Consider the following 14,817-nt stretch of genomic DNA (forward strand, 5'->3'; position numbering starts at 1 on the left):
GCTTATCATTTGGTTTATTCACGACTTACCCCTGTCGGTCACCTTACCACCGTATGGGTGGCTTATCATCGCTTTTTCCAGATCACGGCCAGGGCGGCGCGGCCTTACCACCGTATGGGTGGCTTATCATCTGTCTTTTCAAGGCCAGCGCTCTTTGCGTCGAGCTTTCCATATTGGGGCGTCCCGATTCCTGCCTTGGGACCCATCGACGGAGCGGCCAGCCTCCGGGTCGAAGCGGTGCCTGTCCGCCAAACGGAGCCGCATCCTTCGTGCCTACCTGTGAACACGACAGTCTCCGAAGCGCGAGATTGGCGTTGGCCTAGACCTGGCCTGCCGCAATGTGCGCGGCCAGTACCGGGAAACGGTGTCATTCGCCAACCTTTCCGCCAAGCGGAGCAGCTTCGGCGTCGGAACCGGAAACACGCCGGAGATCATTCCGAAGAAAAGCGGTGAGGCCTAATACCGGAATACGCAGCGGTGGTTCCGCCCAGCGGGACGAGCAGTCGCAAGGAACGGATGTCACTGCCGGACTTCGGGGCTGTCCGTGCGCGGACCGATCGGGAGCGCCGAGCTAAGAAGACCAGGGCCGCGCTCCGATCGATAGGTGAAAACTGGATAGTGGCGGATTGGCCGCCGAAAAAGCGGTAGCGCAAGAAAAACAGAGCCGAAGCGGCTCTGTTCTGAAAAGCCCCGATCAAGGCTAGAAAATCCAGACTCGGGGTGTGGTTGTTCTTGACAACGTGGGCAGTGGGTACCGCCCGCTGGCCGGTTCGGCAACGTGAAACCGGCCTCTGTGAAGCAGGAAGTCAGCGCTGAGCCGATTCAGATAGTTATGAATAGGTTTGGGTAGGTATGATGGAACGGTGATAGGGATACATGGGCGCAATGCCTCCAAGTGATTGGACCTGTCTAATATAGAATAGGAGGCCAAAGCCGGGCCTCCGCGCCGGAGCGGTTGATCCGCTCGGAGCGTCCTGGTTGTCTGTGGCGTTTTTGGCGCTATACTAAAATCCAAACAGTTGGATAGACCGACTGAATTTCACCGCCTAGGGGATTCCTATGGACTTCGACTTGCTCGTTTTTATCGGGCGCTTCCAGCCTTTTCACAACTCCCATGCGGCCATTGTGCGCACCGCGCTGCAAAAGGCCTCCCACGTCCTGGTGCTGATCGGTTCCGCCAACATCACCCGTTCCCCGCGCAATCCCTTTATTGCCCGTGAGCGCGAGGTCATGATTCGCGCGTCATTCCCCGACGCCGACGACCGCCTGCGGATTGCAGCCATCCGTGACCACCCCTACCTGGAAGACCTCTGGCTGACCGGAGTGCAGACTGCCGTGGACAAGGCCGCCAAGGACACCGGGGCACGGAGCATCGGGATCATCGGCCACGCCAAGGACGAGACTTCTTACTACCTGCGGATGTTTCCGCAATGGGCCCAGGTTGAGATGCCGAATATCGATGGCCGCTCCGCCACCGAGTTGCGCGATCTGATCCTGGCTCCCAACGGCCCGGGCACGAATCTCGTATTGTCGGCGGCGCTGCCCCCGGCCTGCCTGTCCTTCATCGAGGAGTTCAAGCGGCTGCCTCAGTACGGAGCCCTGGTCCAGGAACACGCCTTCTTGCGGAGGTACCGCGAGCAGTTCGCCAGCATGCCATATCCGCCCACTTTTGTGACCGTGGACGCGGTCGTGGTCCACTCCGGTCATATTCTGCTGGTCGAGCGCAAGGCCATGCCGGGCAAAGGCCTCATGGCTCTGCCGGGCGGCTTCCTCGGGCAAGGGGAACGCCTGCTGGATGCGGCCATCCGGGAGTTGAAGGAGGAAACCCGGCTGAAACTGCCGATTCCCGTGTTGAAAGGATCCGTGCGCGGCTCGCGGGTTTTCGACGACCCTAACCGCAGCCAGCGCGGGCGCACCATCACCCACGCCTTCCACTTCGACTTCCCGTCCGGCGAACTGCCACCGGTGAAAGGCGGGGACGACGCGGCCCATGCCCGATGGGTGCCGCTCTCGGATTTTTATGCCCTGGACGGCGCCGTGTACGAAGACCACTGGCATATCGCCACCAGCTTTCTCGGCGGGGCCTAAACGATCCGGCCAAAGCCCGACCGGCGGGATGGCCGGTCACGTAACACCCTGCCGGATAGACCGGCGGGTCACACTCAACAGGGGAGCCCTGCGATGCAAACGAACGAATCCGTACTCAGCTACAACCCTATCCTCGACACCGACTCCTACAAGTCGAGCCACTTCCTGCAGTATCCGCCCGGCGCGTCCGGGCTCTTCGCCTACATCGAGTCCCGGGGCGGGACCTACGATCGGACCTTGTTTTTCGGCCTGCAGTACATCCTGAGCCGGTATCTGTCGACGCGCGTCACCCACGCGATGGTGGACGAGGCCAAGGACCTGTTCCTGGCCCACGGCGAGCCCTTCAACGAAGTCGGGTGGCGTCACATCGTCGACGTCCATGGCGGACGGTTGCCGCTCGAGATCCGAGCCGTGCCGGAAGGATCCATCGTGCCGACCGGCAACGCCCTGGTCACGGTGAGGTCGACGGATCCAGCCGTATTCTGGCTTGCGCCGTACATGGAAACCATGCTCTTGCGCGTCTGGTATCCGTTGACCGTGGCCACACAGTCCTGGTCCATCAAGCGGGTCATCCGCCTGTTCCTCGACGAGACTTCGGACGACCCGGCCGGGCAACTTCTGTTCAAACTGCACGATTTTGGTGCGCGCGGCGTATCCAGCGAGGAATCGGCAGGCATCGGCGGCATGGCGCACCTGGTCAACTTCCGGGGGACGGACACGGTCTCGGCGTTGCGCTACGCCCAGGCCTACTACGACGAGCCCATGGCCGGTTTCTCGATCCCCGCGTCGGAGCACTCGACGATCACGAGCTGGGGACGGGAAGGCGAGTTGAACGCTTACCGGAATATGCTCCGGCAGTTCGGCGGGCCCGGCAAGCTCTTCGCCTGCGTGGCCGACAGCTACGACTTGTTCCATGCGGTGGATAATCTCTTTGGCGGTGCGCTGAAAGAGGAAATCGTGGCCGCCAACGGGATGGTCGTGATCCGGCCAGACTCCGGCGATCCAGTGGAAATGGCGCTGGCGACGGCCAAGCGTCTGGCGGAGAAGTTCGGCGCTTCGCGCAATGCCAAGGGCTGTCTGGTGCTCAACCGAACCCGGATCATTTACGGGGACGGCATCCATGAGGCCAGCATCCGGAGTATCCTGCGGGAGTTCAAAAACCACGGGTTCTCTGCCGACAACATCGCCTTCGGGATGGGCGGTGCGCTGCTGCAGCAGGTGAACCGCGATACCCAGCGGATGGCCATGAAGACCTCGGCGGTGCTCCTGCCGGACGGATGGCGGGACGTGTACAAGGCGCCAGTGACCGACCCGGGCAAGGCCAGCAAGAAGGGCTTACTGTCCACGTTCAGGAACCGGGCTACGGGCGAAATCCGAACTTTCCGCCTGTCCGAAGCGGATCCGGTGGCCTGGGAAGACCAGATGCGGGATACTTGGCGTGATGGAGAATTGTTGGTCCGGGAATCCCTGGCGGAAATCCGGGCACGATCGGAGGCCTGATTCAAGGGCTGCGTCCAGCGAAAAGCGGCAGGCATTCCCAGGCCTGCCGCTTTCCGTTCTCGGCCGCCTCTTTCAACATCGACGGGATGGCTTCCATCGTGGAGAGCAATTAACTGCAATCAACAGTTAGGGCCAGGCGTTCCTCTGCGGCCCAGCAATCGTCGTACGCTCGGCAAGCAGCCGATCGATGGCTTCGGCCTCTGCGGGTATCCTCCGATCCTGTCCAGGCCCGGAGCGGATCCCCCATCGTCGCGAGCTTGCGGGGCCGGAGCCGCCAGCGTGCCTATATTCGGGTACCACAGGCCATGATGACAGGAGTACCCGAATGTACCAGGAGTCCTTGACACGATTAGCGCATCAACAGGAAGTATCGGTGATCCGTGCCGCGATCGCGGTGCGGAAAAACGGGTCCCAGTGGGAAACCCTGCTTCGCCTGACCGGCGAGGTGGCCTGTTCTACCCAGGCTCGTACCCGGGGATATTGGCGCCAGACGGAAGCCCTGGCCGCGTTGGGGCATCAGGCTCGGGCCTATGCCCTGGCCCAGGTCCGAGAAGCGGAAGGATGGGATTCGCGCCGCGCCGCCTGATGTCCAGGCATGATTCGGGAGTCGCTCGCGCGGCTCCTTTTCTTGTGGCTGCCGTAACCCATGCTCGGATTCCGGTCTTTTCAGCAAATGCTGAAACCTATCGAATCAGTGAAAAGCGCCGAGCAAAGGTGGCGGCCCGGACTCGTCGCGCCGCCGGATTAACTCCTTCCCCAAGCCGCATTCGTGCGGCTTTTCTTATGGGGAAAGGCCCCTATGATTTCGTAGGCTGGCGATGCGGGGCGGAACCCGCAACGGTCAGCCGGGTGCGGGCGCAGAAAAAGCAGAGCCGGCGGCTCTGCTGCAAAGTGAAGGTGGGGTCGAGCCGGAAACTCCGGATGCCTGCCAGTTTCGGTGTGGCTGGACCGCAGACCTGCGTGGGGATGGGCTTCAGTTTCTTCGGCAGCCGGCCCATGTGGGGATCCAATGGGTTCTTGCCCGATACGGACATTCAGGATCTTACGACGGACGCCTCAAGATGGCGGACATGATCGTTACGCTGTAGATCTGTTGGGACAGGGGGTTCTTGAGGCTGAGGCATGGTGTTCTCCGCTAAAAAACCCAAGGGGCGGGCGTGGCGGATGCCGACGCTACCAACAACGGTACCAATGGTAAGGGCTTCTTGCGAGGAAACAACCCGTCCAGCAGCGCGCCCCAGCTGGCATTCCATCCAGGAATCCGGTCTAGTTCGCAGATATCCAGCGCCTCCCGGATTTTGATGCTGAGCGGGTCCGTCACGGAGGCCGGGTACCAGGCGGGATTGTTTAGGCGGCCATCCATCCCGACCCAGTCCGCTGCAAAGGCCTGGTCTCCCCGGGCCACCACCTGCAGGAAGCCCCACTGCTCGACCGGAACCATTCCATTGAATTCGTTGGCCTCCCGGCTCAGGGCCATGGCCCAGGCATCGATGGAATTGGTCAACGACTTGCCCTTGTGTTGAAAGGGCTCGAACATGACGCAGAGCGGGTGCGGCGCCAGCGGCCAGAGAATCAGCGCGTGCAGATCGACAATCTGCTGCAAAGCTACGTCTTGCGGATTCATATAAAAAAATTCGCGCGCACGGCGCTGGGTATCCATCATTCGCAAGGCTATCGGCCCGGCTTTCTTCCGCAAGTCGCGGACTGTGGTGGTCGTGAGATCATAGGGATACATGACGGCTATCTCCGGATTGGTTGGCCTGCCCCAGTATAGGCGGAAGCGTAGCGGGGCCTTCGTCCAGGCAAGGATCGGAATACCCTTCGCGTAATTGTCCTGCGCAGGATAGCGCGGCCAGCTATCGTGGTCATTTTGATGCGGACAACCGGCCGCTGGCAGTTGCTATATCTTCTTGGCCGCGACGGCCTGTTTCCGTTTTCTGCGCTGGAAGGAGTGCCTCATGCTGCTGTGGTTGCTGGCTGTTCTGCTCATCCCCGTACTGATGATCGTTCTGCTGGCGGTATCCGCGGCCGACGATCTCTGGTCCATCGTCACCTTCCAGATCGACCTCAGCCGCCTGTTTGGCGACCTGATCCATGTCCTGGCCATCCTGGGGATCGGCACGGTGGCCGAACTGTTCAGTCTTTTCGAGCTGGTGATCCACCTGCTCTGAACTACCGGCCTGCCGCTTGATCGGAGTTAGGGCGAAGGCGATCTGTGACGCGAACGTGCCAACCTGGGACAAGCCTTGGCTTGTCCCTTTCGGTTGGGTGCTGGTCGGCCGCTTACCGTGGCGCTCGGGCTATACTGGGGCAGGCCAACCAATCAGGAGATTTCCGCATGTATCCATACGTTCCGCCCCGGTTCGAGTATCGAGATAGGTATCCTCGCGTTTACGAGTTGGGTGAGCCGACATATCTGGCGCAAACGCCGCCCAATCCCGCGTTTCGGATAGCGCATCCCCGGCATCAGGCCCTGGTGTTATGGCCAACTACGGATTCGGCGCTCTGCATCCTGTATGGGGCACACAGCTGCGACGAAGCCCGCACCCTGACACGCATTATCGACCGGGTGGCCCCTAGAATCTGGCGCGCTGCCACGGATCATTCGTTAATGACGCCACCCGCCACAATGATGCCATCCGCCGCCGGATGGGGTTGGTTGCAGGTGGACCGTCGAATCGAATCCGGTGACTTGCAGCGATACTGGTTCGAATTATCCGGCTCGGCGACCAACGCCCCGCGATGGCACCAAGTCACGGACAACGATCCGTTGAATGGCCAGATCCGGTACGCGCTGGACGCCACCTTTCCGGCCGGTCTGGAAAACGGTCTGGAAACCTGGGATCCGTTGCTGGAGATGCTGTTCCCCAAACCAAACCTGCCGCGGCTAACCGTGTCGGCAGTGCCCAGGATCTGGTCGTTCTAAACAGCCTTCGCTTTACGGTGGCGCCCCGGACAGGGCGCCATTTTTCGCACTGACCGCCTTGCCAACGACCGCCCGCCTTCGAAAATCCGGGTGTTCCAAGCAGAAAATATATTATAATATATCTGCAGTGGTTCTAGGTGAAAGCGCTATTTTTAGGGAGTCATACATGCCTAACGCCAAGCTCTATCAGCCGCCCCGTCTCACCCCCAGGACTTGCCGTCCGGAGGCCACCGGGAGTCCTCGATCCTTCCTCATTTCCCAGGCGGGGACTTCGCTTGCCACCGTCTCGCTGGCGAATCTTCGCCGGGAACTCCATTTCTCCGAACGCTTGACTAGTCCTCAAGTCTTGGTGCTGTGGCCGGAAACAGATGCGGCCCTTTGTCTGATCTACCATTCGGAACTGACATTCGGGACATCGCTTCCGAGCGATATCCGCGAAGTCTCCTCACTTGTCCAGCAAGCCGTGCAAGGGGCGGTACCGAGCCCGGCGCAGACTCCCTGGAACTGGCTATATGTTCGTCAGGTCCAAAATGGGGAACTGGGTTCATTTGGGGAGCTGGACTCGTACTGGATCCATCTTACGGCCCGGGGCTTCACTCTCTTGCGGCATTCAGGAGGCAACGAATATTCCAGTAATGCGGATATCCGCTATGCCCTGGACTTATCTGCTCCGGAAGGCTTCGGAGCGTGGGATCCCCTGCTACGAATCTTGTTTCCGCCCATGAGGCTGGACGACCCGCTTCGGACCGGAATCCTCGACCAGCACCAAGGCTTGACCGGGCAGATTGTCCAGCCCTGGAGGTTTTAGGCCATGCCGCGCAAGCGCATTGAAACTCCTGCCTTTCCAGGCTTCCGAATCTCCGGATGCCGATGCCGTCCAGATGGCCTGCAATAAGAGCTGTCCGTCTTTAGCCGGGAAGCGCGGGAGGTGGACTTGGACCAGATGTTGTGGATCCTAGACCGTAGTTTGGGCCTTGAGTGGCACACCGAGCAGGAATGGCGTGCTTCCAGGGCACCTGCCCAGTTACGCCAGGCCGTCAGCGGGCTGGCCCAGCTTCTTGGAGCAGGTGGCGCCGATCCTGCCGGGTTGTCCAGAATAGCCGCTGGAGGCCCATCCTGGAACTTATGGGTAAGGCCATCGTACTCAGCCGACCATTCGTAGTTGTTGTTCAGCCAGTAGCGCCAGGCAGAAGAGCAGGGCGAACAGGGCCAACGCTTCCAGCATGCGGATGGTGAGCGGATTACCGGTCATGACGGCGACCAGGTCTCCGAGCAGGAACAGGGCCGTCAGCAGGATGGCGACCAGCCGAAGGGTCCGCGCCGTCTGGATGAGGAGTCCTTTCCAGTCGTAGGTTTTGGTGGGGGTGGACGGCATGGAAACGGTCTCCGCTGCGCAGTCGATGGGCTCGGACTGGAGCGCCGGGTAGGCGCGCGAGGCCGAGGAAAAGATGGTTCCGGCCTAGCCCACGTTGGCCAGGGGAACCATGGCCGGAGTTTGGCACAGGTGCAGGAAATCCCCCCCAGTGGCCATCGCCTGGAGCAGGATGCTGGCCAGGTACAGGGCATCCAGGTAATCCGGCACGAAGGCCATGTGGACGTCCGTGAGATCCGTATGACCAACCGCCAGAATCTGCACGTCCAGCACGGCATGGTCTCCGTGGAAACGGCAGGTGATCGTTTCGACCTCGCCTTGCCGGTAGACCCGGACCGATCCGGCTGCCGTTACGCCGACCCGTTCCCGGATTTCGTCGCAGAGCCGGCGCAACCGTTCCCGGTTGAGCTCCGAAATCTGGCCCGGGCCTTCCACGTGGATGGGGAAGATCGGGCTGGTATCGAAGTCCTCCGCGTCTTCCGGGTTTCCGTCTACTTCGGGTACATGGCACATGGCCGTCTCCTTCCTGTCTACAAATTTCGGACGCAACTCCCCCTAAATGCCTGCTACCGGTTTTTTCTAACTGAGATCTGGTGGGGTTGAGCGAGCAGAGACCAAAGCTTTCCCTACCCGAATCGATCCGGGGGAAAGGGCTTGGTCTCTGGCGTCGAGCGGGCTGGTCTGTTGAGACCCGGAGCCGGCGTCGCTTCGCTTTCGACCCGAATCAGCTGCAACGCGATCCGGTAACGGGTTCAGGTGGTTTGCACACCCCCAGGGCAGGTCCCGTCTCAGCATTCTGTGCCGTTTTCCCTGGTGTCCATTGTGACGGCTTGCCCATCCTTACCCCAATCGGGAGCACGCGCCCTGGCCAAGCCAAGGGCGTCCTGGTGGCGAACTGTTTCCGAAATGGAACCGGTCGCGCACGCGAGGTATCCGCCGACGCCTAAGGTAAGGCGGTCATCCTGGCGTATGGTTTCGGTCTGGTCTCCGCGCTGGCGGCGGCGAATCCGGTCGTTGGCCTTGTTTCCCGTGGGAAGGTGCGGCAGGAACGAGTCGTCCGAAGCCCATGTTCTCATGATGACAAATACAGTATAGCAACAGCTTATTTATTATGGAAGCGGTGGGCTGGCTCCCGGGGTTGGACCCGGAGCGGCGGCTTGCGCGGCTTGATACTCGCGGTACCCGGGACTGGTCACCCGGGCGGTCTGGATGGTGGTGATGCACCGCTGCAAATCACGCAGGACGTCCAGGGCCGGAAATCGCAAGACGCGCCAACCGTTGACCACGAAGAGGTTCTGGCGTCTTCGGTCCATCTCGAAACCGCTGTATCGCTTCGCATGACTGGCGTAACCGTCCACTTCCAGCACCAGTTTCAGGGCCGGGAACGCGATGTCGGCGCGGAATTTTCGGCCGGGTATGGGGACGCGGTATTCCCTGACGGCGTCGGGCCAGATACGCTGGACCCAGCACCACAGCTTCTCATGCGGATCGACATTTAGCTCATCCACGGAAATCAGCGGGCGGGTGGTTGTCATGGGCACCTGTTCGGCGATATATTCACCTACAGTATACAAAAAATTATCTACGGTGTATATTTTGGGCCATTCTGACTGATCCCGGGAGCGAGCGATGCGGCACCTATGGTGGTTTGCGGTATTGGGCCTGTGCGGGGCGGGCGGTGCCCTGGCCGGTACCCCCTGGGTCGGCAAGGCGATAACCTGGCATAGGGGTCCGGCCGGGATCGCGGTCGTGCGTGGGGCGATCCAAAGTCAGCGCCTGATTTCCTCTCGGGAAGCCCGAGCGGAAATCCAGGGGTTAGCGTCCGGTTCGCGTCCGGCCGGGTTGTCCGGTCGGGCGGCCAGCTCGTCTCTGGTGCCGGAACTGGCCTTGCGGCTAATGTCGGGGCAAACCGTGCGGTATCCGGTCCTGGCCAGCAGCTACCCGCCCGGAACGGAGCCTTTGCGCTTTACGGACAGGGAGGCCGTGCTGGTGGAATATCGGCCCGGCTGGCCGGCATTGCGGGTCTATCCGGCCGCCCCCGGGCATTCGCCGGCGAACCGGCTGCCTATACTTCCCGAGAAGACCGTTTCCCCATCGCCCCCAAAAAGGAACTAACCGTGTCTCCGACCCTTTCCCCCGCCCTGCAGGAATTGGCCTATTGGCTGTTGCGGCATGAAGCCGAACTGATCCGGATGCAAGAAGACCGCCCCCGGATCGCCCTGTCGGAGGCTACGCGAGCCGCCGTTCTGGTCTACCTGCCGGAAATCGATCGGGAGCGCATCCGGACTCGGATTCTGTCCGACCCGATCTGGGAGGAAGTCCTGGAAAGCCGGGATCCCGCCTTGCTGCAGCAGGCCAGCTGGGTTGCGGAAAACGCGGGTCGTCCGTACCTGGCCCAGGATTTCGCCGTAATGGCCGAGATCGTGGAGGAAAGCGCGACGGAGGCGTCGGACTCCGAACCGGTATTGGCCGCGCGATAGACCGGTCTCATGACTTCCGTGAGCACGCGGCCCGCCTCGTCGACAGGTCCATCGGATCCGGCTTATGCCTTCCGGTATCCGGAAGACCAGCCGGCGCCTGGCGGTGTTCTGCTCCTGTTGCGCACCGAAGGACAGGTAACCGTCCTGGGTCAATGGCGGGGCACGGGGTATCGCGCCTGGTTTCCGCTTTCGGCCTTACGGTTTCGGCCGTGTCGGAAAGGGGAGACGCCGCAGGGGGTTTCCCTGCTGCTGCGCACCTGCTACCACCGGACGGTGATCGGCCAATGGACGCCGGGGGACTATATTTCCTGGGCGCCACTGCCATCATTGGTCCCGCGTTCCGACATCCCGGTTTCACGGCCAAGTTCTCAATCTGATGGCGGCACTTGAATGAGGAGCGCCATGCCTGTCTCTGTACCCATGACCGCCGCCTCCGAACGGAAGGCAACCCTGCGCGGTGATCCGGATATCCTCCGGCTGGGTTATGCGTCCGAAGCCGAATTGCGGGCCGTCATCCGCGATGAGGCGATTCGCGCCGGGCGAGCTGAAGTCGGTCGGTCAACGCCCGGAGGCGGCCAGCACGGCCGCCTAGCGGCTGCTCCAACGTAGCAAGGCCTTGCCGCCCGGCCGGAGGCGCGGCTCATTTCGTAGAAGGAGAAGCCAGCATGCAACTGGACAGCAAGCACAAGAAAGCCATCGAGGACATCCTGAATCGCCGGGATCAGGTGGCGTCCACCAATCTCCAGATCAAGGAGGACATCAAGACCATCGCCGAAGAGCTCGGGGTTCGTGTGGCCCAGCTCAACAAGGTGATCGGTCTGGTGGAAAAAGAACGCGCCAAGGGGTCCGTCCTGGCGGAAGAGCAGGAAAACCTGGACGCGGCCGGCAGCATGGCCTGATGCCGGACCGGCCTTTCCGCCGAGCGGACGCCCGCTCGGCTTGGAGGTGTTGGATGGCCCTGCCGGATAAATCGGCGGGGCCCTTCCACAATTTCCTGGCGCTGTTCACCCAGCATGGCGCCACGTACCTGTTGGCCCTGCTGATCGTCCCCTATCTGCTGCACCTGTTCGGGCCAGCCCGGTATGGCGTCCTGGTGATGGCCCAGACCTTGTGCGGCCTCTTTGTGACCCTGGCGGACTATGGGCTGTCGTTCACGGCGACCCAGGCCATGGTGGAGTGCCGGGAAGACCCAGAGCGGAGCGGCGCCTTGCTGGTTTCGGTCCTTACCCTGAAGTTCTGTTTGGCGGCCGCCGGGTTCCTGGTCTACGGCCTGCTGGTCTGGCGCCTGCGTCTGTCGGCACCGATCTACCTGACCAGCTACGCCGCGGTACTGGGAAGCGTCCTGTTCCCGAATTGGGCGTTCCAAGGTCTCGAACGCATGGCCATCGTCGCCCGGATCCAGATCGCCGCTCAGCTATCGTCGGTGAGCCTGCTGCTGGCCCTGGTCCATGACGACCAGGAGTTGCTGCGGGTGGCCGCCATCCAGGCGCTGACCCCGGTATTGGCGGGAATCCTGGGTCTGGTCCTCCTGTTCCGGATCCATCCGCTGGTCGTGACCCGGCCCAGGCCGCCGGCGCTGATGGCCCTGCTGCGGAACGGGTTCCCGGTGGTGACCGGCTCGTTGTCCGCCTTCGTTTTCAGTACCGGAAACCTGTTTTTGGCGGGGTTGGCCGGTGGTCCGGTCGTGGCCGGCCTGTATGGCGCCGCCTGGAAATTCCTGTCGCCCGTCATCGGTCTGATTGGGCATGCCCAGACGGCCAGTTACCCCCGACTGTCCCGCTTGCGGGCGGCAGGCGATCCGGCGGCGGTGCGGGGATTCATCCGGAAATATGCCATCTGGACCGTCGGTGGCGCGAGCCTCGCCAGCCTGGCGTTGGCCGAGCTGGCTCCCCTGCTGGTCCCTTGGGTGGCGGGAGCCTCCTATCTGGCGACGATACCCGCCTTGCAGGTCCTGGCCATGGCTTTGCCGGTCATCGCCTTGAATTACGTGCTGACGGGAGCCGTATTGCTCAACCGGGGCGCCCGATGGGCCTTCGGGTCGGTCTTGCTGGGAACGGCCGTAATCAATCTGGCGCTGATCCCGCTGGTGACGCGCGAGTGGGGGGCGGTCGGTACCGCGGCCGGGTACGTGGGCGTCGAAACCTTCGAATGGCTGCTGATTTGGGCCGTGCGAATTCCGGGTTTTGGCCTGATGACCGTGTTGTTCCGTTCTCGTCGACAGCCGGTCTAGCCCGGTTGTCTCCTATTCTTTCAGGAAGTGAAGGCTTATGACGGTTTCTGATTTATCGGTAGGCATCGTGATCCGGACCAAGGACCGTCCGGTGCTCCTGCTCCGGGCGTTGCTCAGCGTGTTCCGACAGACGTATCGGAAATGGGAACTGGTGGTCGTCAATGACGGGGGTTCCCCGGAAAGCGTCCGTCAGGTTCTGGACATGGCGAGCCGGCTGCCGGGCGCCGATCAACGGATCCGGGTGAAGGATCTGCCGCTGTCCCGCGGGGTGGCGGGGGCCGCCAATGCCGGATTGGACCTTCTGCAAACCGATTTAGCCGCGCTGCACGACGACGACGATACCTGGCCGGAAGCCTTTCTGGCCGAATCGGTAGCCGCCTTTTCGGTCCAGCGCGTGCTGTATCCGGCCTTGACCCTGGTCGCGGCCCCGGTGATCCGGATCGAGGAGCGGCTCGGAATCAGTACCCATCATCGGGATATCCCGGAGGTGTCCCGAATGCCTTTCGAGCCCTGTCCGCCGGTAGGGCTGATTTCCCTGCCGGACGTCCTGGTCCACAACCTGTTTCCGCCCATCGCCTTGCTGTGGGATCTGGCCAGCCTCCGCCAGGTAGGTTTGTTTCGGGAAGACTTGCCCGTCTTGGAGGACTGGGACGTCAACCGGAAACTCCTGCTGCTCGGGGAAGGGTACCAGCGAGGCGGAGTGGCGGCCCGCTACCATGTGCGTGTCCCGGACTCCCGGGCGGACGCCGCGTATGCGAATACCATCACCGCCCAACGGGAGCTGCATCTGCAGACCCGGCAACGGCTGCTGAACGAATGGCTGCGCGCGGATCTGGCTGCCGGACGGATGGGGGCCGGCGCCTATACCGCCTGGCTGGTTCAGCGGCAGGGCCCGGACGATACGACGCGGGCCATCCTGCGGGAGCTGCGCCAGGGGGGCCTGTTGCGGGATGGCAAGGCGTTGGCGCGGGGCCTGCGCGACTGGTGGCGCCGCCGGAGATCCGGAGGCGGGGCCTGAACGGGTCGTCCGGAATCAATCCAGGACTGGATTTGGTGGCGGAACGGCCGGCAGCGAGCTGCGGGCGTTCTTGTCCAGCCACCACATGGTGGAAGGCAAGCACGTCCACTGGGGTCCGGCCGTAATTCCGGCCGTGCCGGGCGATGGGAACCCAGGCCGGGCGCTAGGCCGGACGGTCGTCTGCATCCGGCGATCGGGCAGCGCGTTTCCGAAGCATCACCAAGTGATGGAGACGGAGCCGGCCTGGGCCGGACTGGGGCTGGATACGGTATAGGCGGTACCTCCGGGCGAACCTCCACCCGCAGTGAAAACGGGGGCGAGGATTTGGGGAGCGGCGTAGCTGGAACCGCCGCCGCCTCCTCCTCCGACGTAATAATCGCCTCCCAGCGAACCTGCGCCCCCGCCGTAATATCCGTTTCCGCCGCCACCGGAAGTGCCGTTGCCATATTGACCCACCTGGCCCGCGCCACCGGTCATCCCGCTGCCGGGGTTTCCCGCCACGTAGTTGCAGTTGTTTTCGTACAGGCCCCCTGCACCGGGTGCCGATTGCGTGCCGCCCTGTCCCGGGATTCCCGCCCCGGTTTGACAGTAGCTATAGGGATCCCCGCCTCCGGGGGATCCTGTTGCCCCGCCGTCGCCGCCATTGGCCAGGACCGCATTATTCCCCCCGTAACCGCCAGCTCCCCCGCCGCCCCCGGCGGCCATCAGCAGGGTGCCCCCGATGACTAAGGTGGTATCTCCGCCACCGGTCGCGGCCGGGGCATAGCTGTTCAGACTGCCGGGGGATCCCGCCGCCTGGATCGTCACGGACAGTGTTTGCGGGGAACTCGAGGCGGCTAACGTACCCTGGACCCGGGCACCATTCCCCCCGTTTCCGAGAGCGCCGCCGCCCCCGGCACCGTCCAGTGCGATGGTCGCAGTACAGCCGGCGGGCACGGTGACGTCGTACGTCCCCGGCAGGGACTCCGAGAAACTCCCGGCCGGGCAGGCTTGAGTCGAGGTGGCGCCCGGGATGTGCGTCCGGTAGACATAGGTAGCGGAAAAGGCGGCAGGGTCTGCCGCCAGGGTAGCCAGAACGGCTCCGGCCAGGGTGAGTTCAAGCAGTCTTCGGCGGGTTGGCATGGCAGCTCCTGTTATTATTATAGTATAGCATTGGAATGCAATGTCAGGCCAAGACGCTATACTGGGCAGGCTTATTCCAGG

General features: G+C 62.6%; 14 protein-coding genes. 9 read left to right on the forward strand and 5 right to left on the reverse strand.

From position 1 onward, the window contains the following. The first annotated feature begins 1,059 nt into the window (after positions 1-1,059). The 3 genes from ACYCUK_RS00450 (at position 1,060) to ACYCUK_RS00460 (ending at position 4,174) form a co-directional block, all read left to right on the forward strand. On the forward strand, positions 1,060-2,088 hold the full coding sequence (locus tag ACYCUK_RS00450) for a bifunctional nicotinamide-nucleotide adenylyltransferase/Nudix hydroxylase (protein ID WP_461592910.1): 1,029 nt from the start codon (positions 1,060-1,062) through the stop codon (positions 2,086-2,088). A 93-nt stretch (positions 2,089-2,181) separates the two neighbouring features. Then, complete coding sequence (locus tag ACYCUK_RS00455; RefSeq protein ID WP_461592911.1) at positions 2,182-3,588, forward strand: nicotinate phosphoribosyltransferase; 1,407 nt, start codon at positions 2,182-2,184, stop codon at positions 3,586-3,588. Between the two features lie 325 nt (positions 3,589-3,913). Continuing rightward, positions 3,914-4,174 carry a hypothetical protein gene (locus ACYCUK_RS00460; RefSeq protein WP_461592912.1) on the forward strand — a complete coding sequence of 87 codons (261 nt, stop codon included), beginning with the start codon at positions 3,914-3,916 and terminating at the stop codon, positions 4,172-4,174. Between the two features lie 549 nt (positions 4,175-4,723). On the opposite strand, the gene ACYCUK_RS00465 is transcribed toward ACYCUK_RS00460, so the two are convergent. After that, a complete protein-coding gene (locus ACYCUK_RS00465) occupies positions 4,724-5,323 on the reverse strand; it encodes a hypothetical protein (RefSeq protein ID WP_461592913.1) in 600 nt (199 codons plus the stop codon). A gap of 223 nt (positions 5,324-5,546) precedes the next feature. On the opposite strand from ACYCUK_RS00465, the gene ACYCUK_RS00470 reads away from it, so the two are divergent. Both ACYCUK_RS00470 and ACYCUK_RS00475 read left to right on the forward strand, forming a co-directional pair. Continuing rightward, positions 5,547-5,759: a hypothetical protein gene (locus ACYCUK_RS00470; RefSeq protein ID WP_461592914.1), complete on the forward strand. Its 213-nt coding sequence runs from the start codon at positions 5,547-5,549 to the stop codon at positions 5,757-5,759. A gap of 461 nt (positions 5,760-6,220) precedes the next feature. Next, entirely contained in the window at positions 6,221-6,514 is a 294-nt protein-coding gene (locus tag ACYCUK_RS00475; RefSeq protein ID WP_461592915.1) for a hypothetical protein, read from the forward strand. 1,144 nt (positions 6,515-7,658) lie between these two features. On the opposite strand, the gene ACYCUK_RS00480 is transcribed toward ACYCUK_RS00475, so the two are convergent. The 3 genes from ACYCUK_RS00480 to ACYCUK_RS00490 all read right to left on the reverse strand — a co-directional run bounded on the left by ACYCUK_RS00480 (position 7,659) and on the right by ACYCUK_RS00490 (position 9,421). Further along, positions 7,659-7,889, reverse strand: a complete 231-nt coding sequence (locus tag ACYCUK_RS00480) for a hypothetical protein (RefSeq protein WP_461592916.1) — start codon at positions 7,887-7,889, stop codon at positions 7,659-7,661. 84 nt (positions 7,890-7,973) lie between these two features. Continuing rightward, complete coding sequence (locus tag ACYCUK_RS00485; protein ID WP_461592917.1) at positions 7,974-8,399, reverse strand: hypothetical protein; 426 nt, start codon at positions 8,397-8,399, stop codon at positions 7,974-7,976. A 596-nt stretch (positions 8,400-8,995) separates the two neighbouring features. Further along, positions 8,996-9,421 carry an endonuclease domain-containing protein gene (locus ACYCUK_RS00490; RefSeq protein ID WP_461592918.1) on the reverse strand — a complete coding sequence of 142 codons (426 nt, stop codon included), beginning with the start codon at positions 9,419-9,421 and terminating at the stop codon, positions 8,996-8,998. A gap of 582 nt (positions 9,422-10,003) precedes the next feature. Between ACYCUK_RS00490 and ACYCUK_RS00495 the strand changes: the two genes are divergently transcribed. The 4 genes from ACYCUK_RS00495 (at position 10,004) to ACYCUK_RS00510 (ending at position 13,614) form a co-directional block, all read left to right on the forward strand. Beyond that, a complete protein-coding gene (locus tag ACYCUK_RS00495; protein ID WP_461592919.1) occupies positions 10,004-10,366 on the forward strand; it encodes a hypothetical protein in 363 nt (120 codons plus the stop codon). Positions 10,367-11,031: 665 nt separating this feature from the next. Continuing rightward, complete coding sequence (locus ACYCUK_RS00500; protein WP_461592920.1) at positions 11,032-11,265, forward strand: hypothetical protein; 234 nt, start codon at positions 11,032-11,034, stop codon at positions 11,263-11,265. A gap of 53 nt (positions 11,266-11,318) precedes the next feature. Continuing rightward, positions 11,319-12,596 carry an oligosaccharide flippase family protein gene (locus ACYCUK_RS00505; RefSeq protein WP_461592921.1) on the forward strand — a complete coding sequence of 426 codons (1,278 nt, stop codon included), beginning with the start codon at positions 11,319-11,321 and terminating at the stop codon, positions 12,594-12,596. Between the two features lie 37 nt (positions 12,597-12,633). Continuing rightward, on the forward strand, positions 12,634-13,614 hold the full coding sequence (locus ACYCUK_RS00510; RefSeq protein ID WP_461592922.1) for a glycosyltransferase: 981 nt from the start codon (positions 12,634-12,636) through the stop codon (positions 13,612-13,614). 216 nt (positions 13,615-13,830) lie between these two features. Here ACYCUK_RS00510 and ACYCUK_RS00515 read toward each other — a convergent pair whose 3' ends face one another. Further along, positions 13,831-14,736, reverse strand: coding sequence for a hypothetical protein (locus tag ACYCUK_RS00515; protein ID WP_461592923.1), 906 nt, complete (start codon positions 14,734-14,736; stop codon positions 13,831-13,833). Positions 14,737-14,817 lie beyond the last annotated feature (81 nt).

This window comes from Thiomonas sp., from assembly GCF_054608695.1.

Excerpts from the sequence above, each read along its gene's own strand:
- ACYCUK_RS00490 (WP_461592918.1), bottom strand. The coding sequence starts at position 9,421 with ATGACAACCACCCGCCCGCTGATTTCCGTGGATGAGCTAAATGTCGAT.
- ACYCUK_RS00510 (WP_461592922.1), top strand. The coding sequence starts at position 12,634 with ATGACGGTTTCTGATTTATCGGTAGGCATCGTGATCCGGACCAAGGAC.
- ACYCUK_RS00455 (WP_461592911.1), top strand. The coding sequence starts at position 2,182 with ATGCAAACGAACGAATCCGTACTCAGCTACAACCCTATCCTCGACACC.
- ACYCUK_RS00485 (WP_461592917.1), bottom strand. The coding sequence starts at position 8,399 with ATGTGCCATGTACCCGAAGTAGACGGAAACCCGGAAGACGCGGAGGAC.
- ACYCUK_RS00505 (WP_461592921.1), top strand. The coding sequence starts at position 11,319 with ATGGCCCTGCCGGATAAATCGGCGGGGCCCTTCCACAATTTCCTGGCG.
- ACYCUK_RS00515 (WP_461592923.1), bottom strand. The coding sequence starts at position 14,736 with ATGCCAACCCGCCGAAGACTGCTTGAACTCACCCTGGCCGGAGCCGTT.
- ACYCUK_RS00480 (WP_461592916.1), bottom strand. The coding sequence starts at position 7,889 with ATGCCGTCCACCCCCACCAAAACCTACGACTGGAAAGGACTCCTCATC.
- ACYCUK_RS00500 (WP_461592920.1), top strand. The coding sequence starts at position 11,032 with ATGCAACTGGACAGCAAGCACAAGAAAGCCATCGAGGACATCCTGAAT.
- ACYCUK_RS00465 (WP_461592913.1), bottom strand. The coding sequence starts at position 5,323 with ATGTATCCCTATGATCTCACGACCACCACAGTCCGCGACTTGCGGAAG.
- ACYCUK_RS00475 (WP_461592915.1), top strand. The coding sequence starts at position 6,221 with ATGCCATCCGCCGCCGGATGGGGTTGGTTGCAGGTGGACCGTCGAATC.
- ACYCUK_RS00470 (WP_461592914.1), top strand. The coding sequence starts at position 5,547 with ATGCTGCTGTGGTTGCTGGCTGTTCTGCTCATCCCCGTACTGATGATC.
- ACYCUK_RS00460 (WP_461592912.1), top strand. The coding sequence starts at position 3,914 with ATGTACCAGGAGTCCTTGACACGATTAGCGCATCAACAGGAAGTATCG.
- ACYCUK_RS00450 (WP_461592910.1), top strand. The coding sequence starts at position 1,060 with ATGGACTTCGACTTGCTCGTTTTTATCGGGCGCTTCCAGCCTTTTCAC.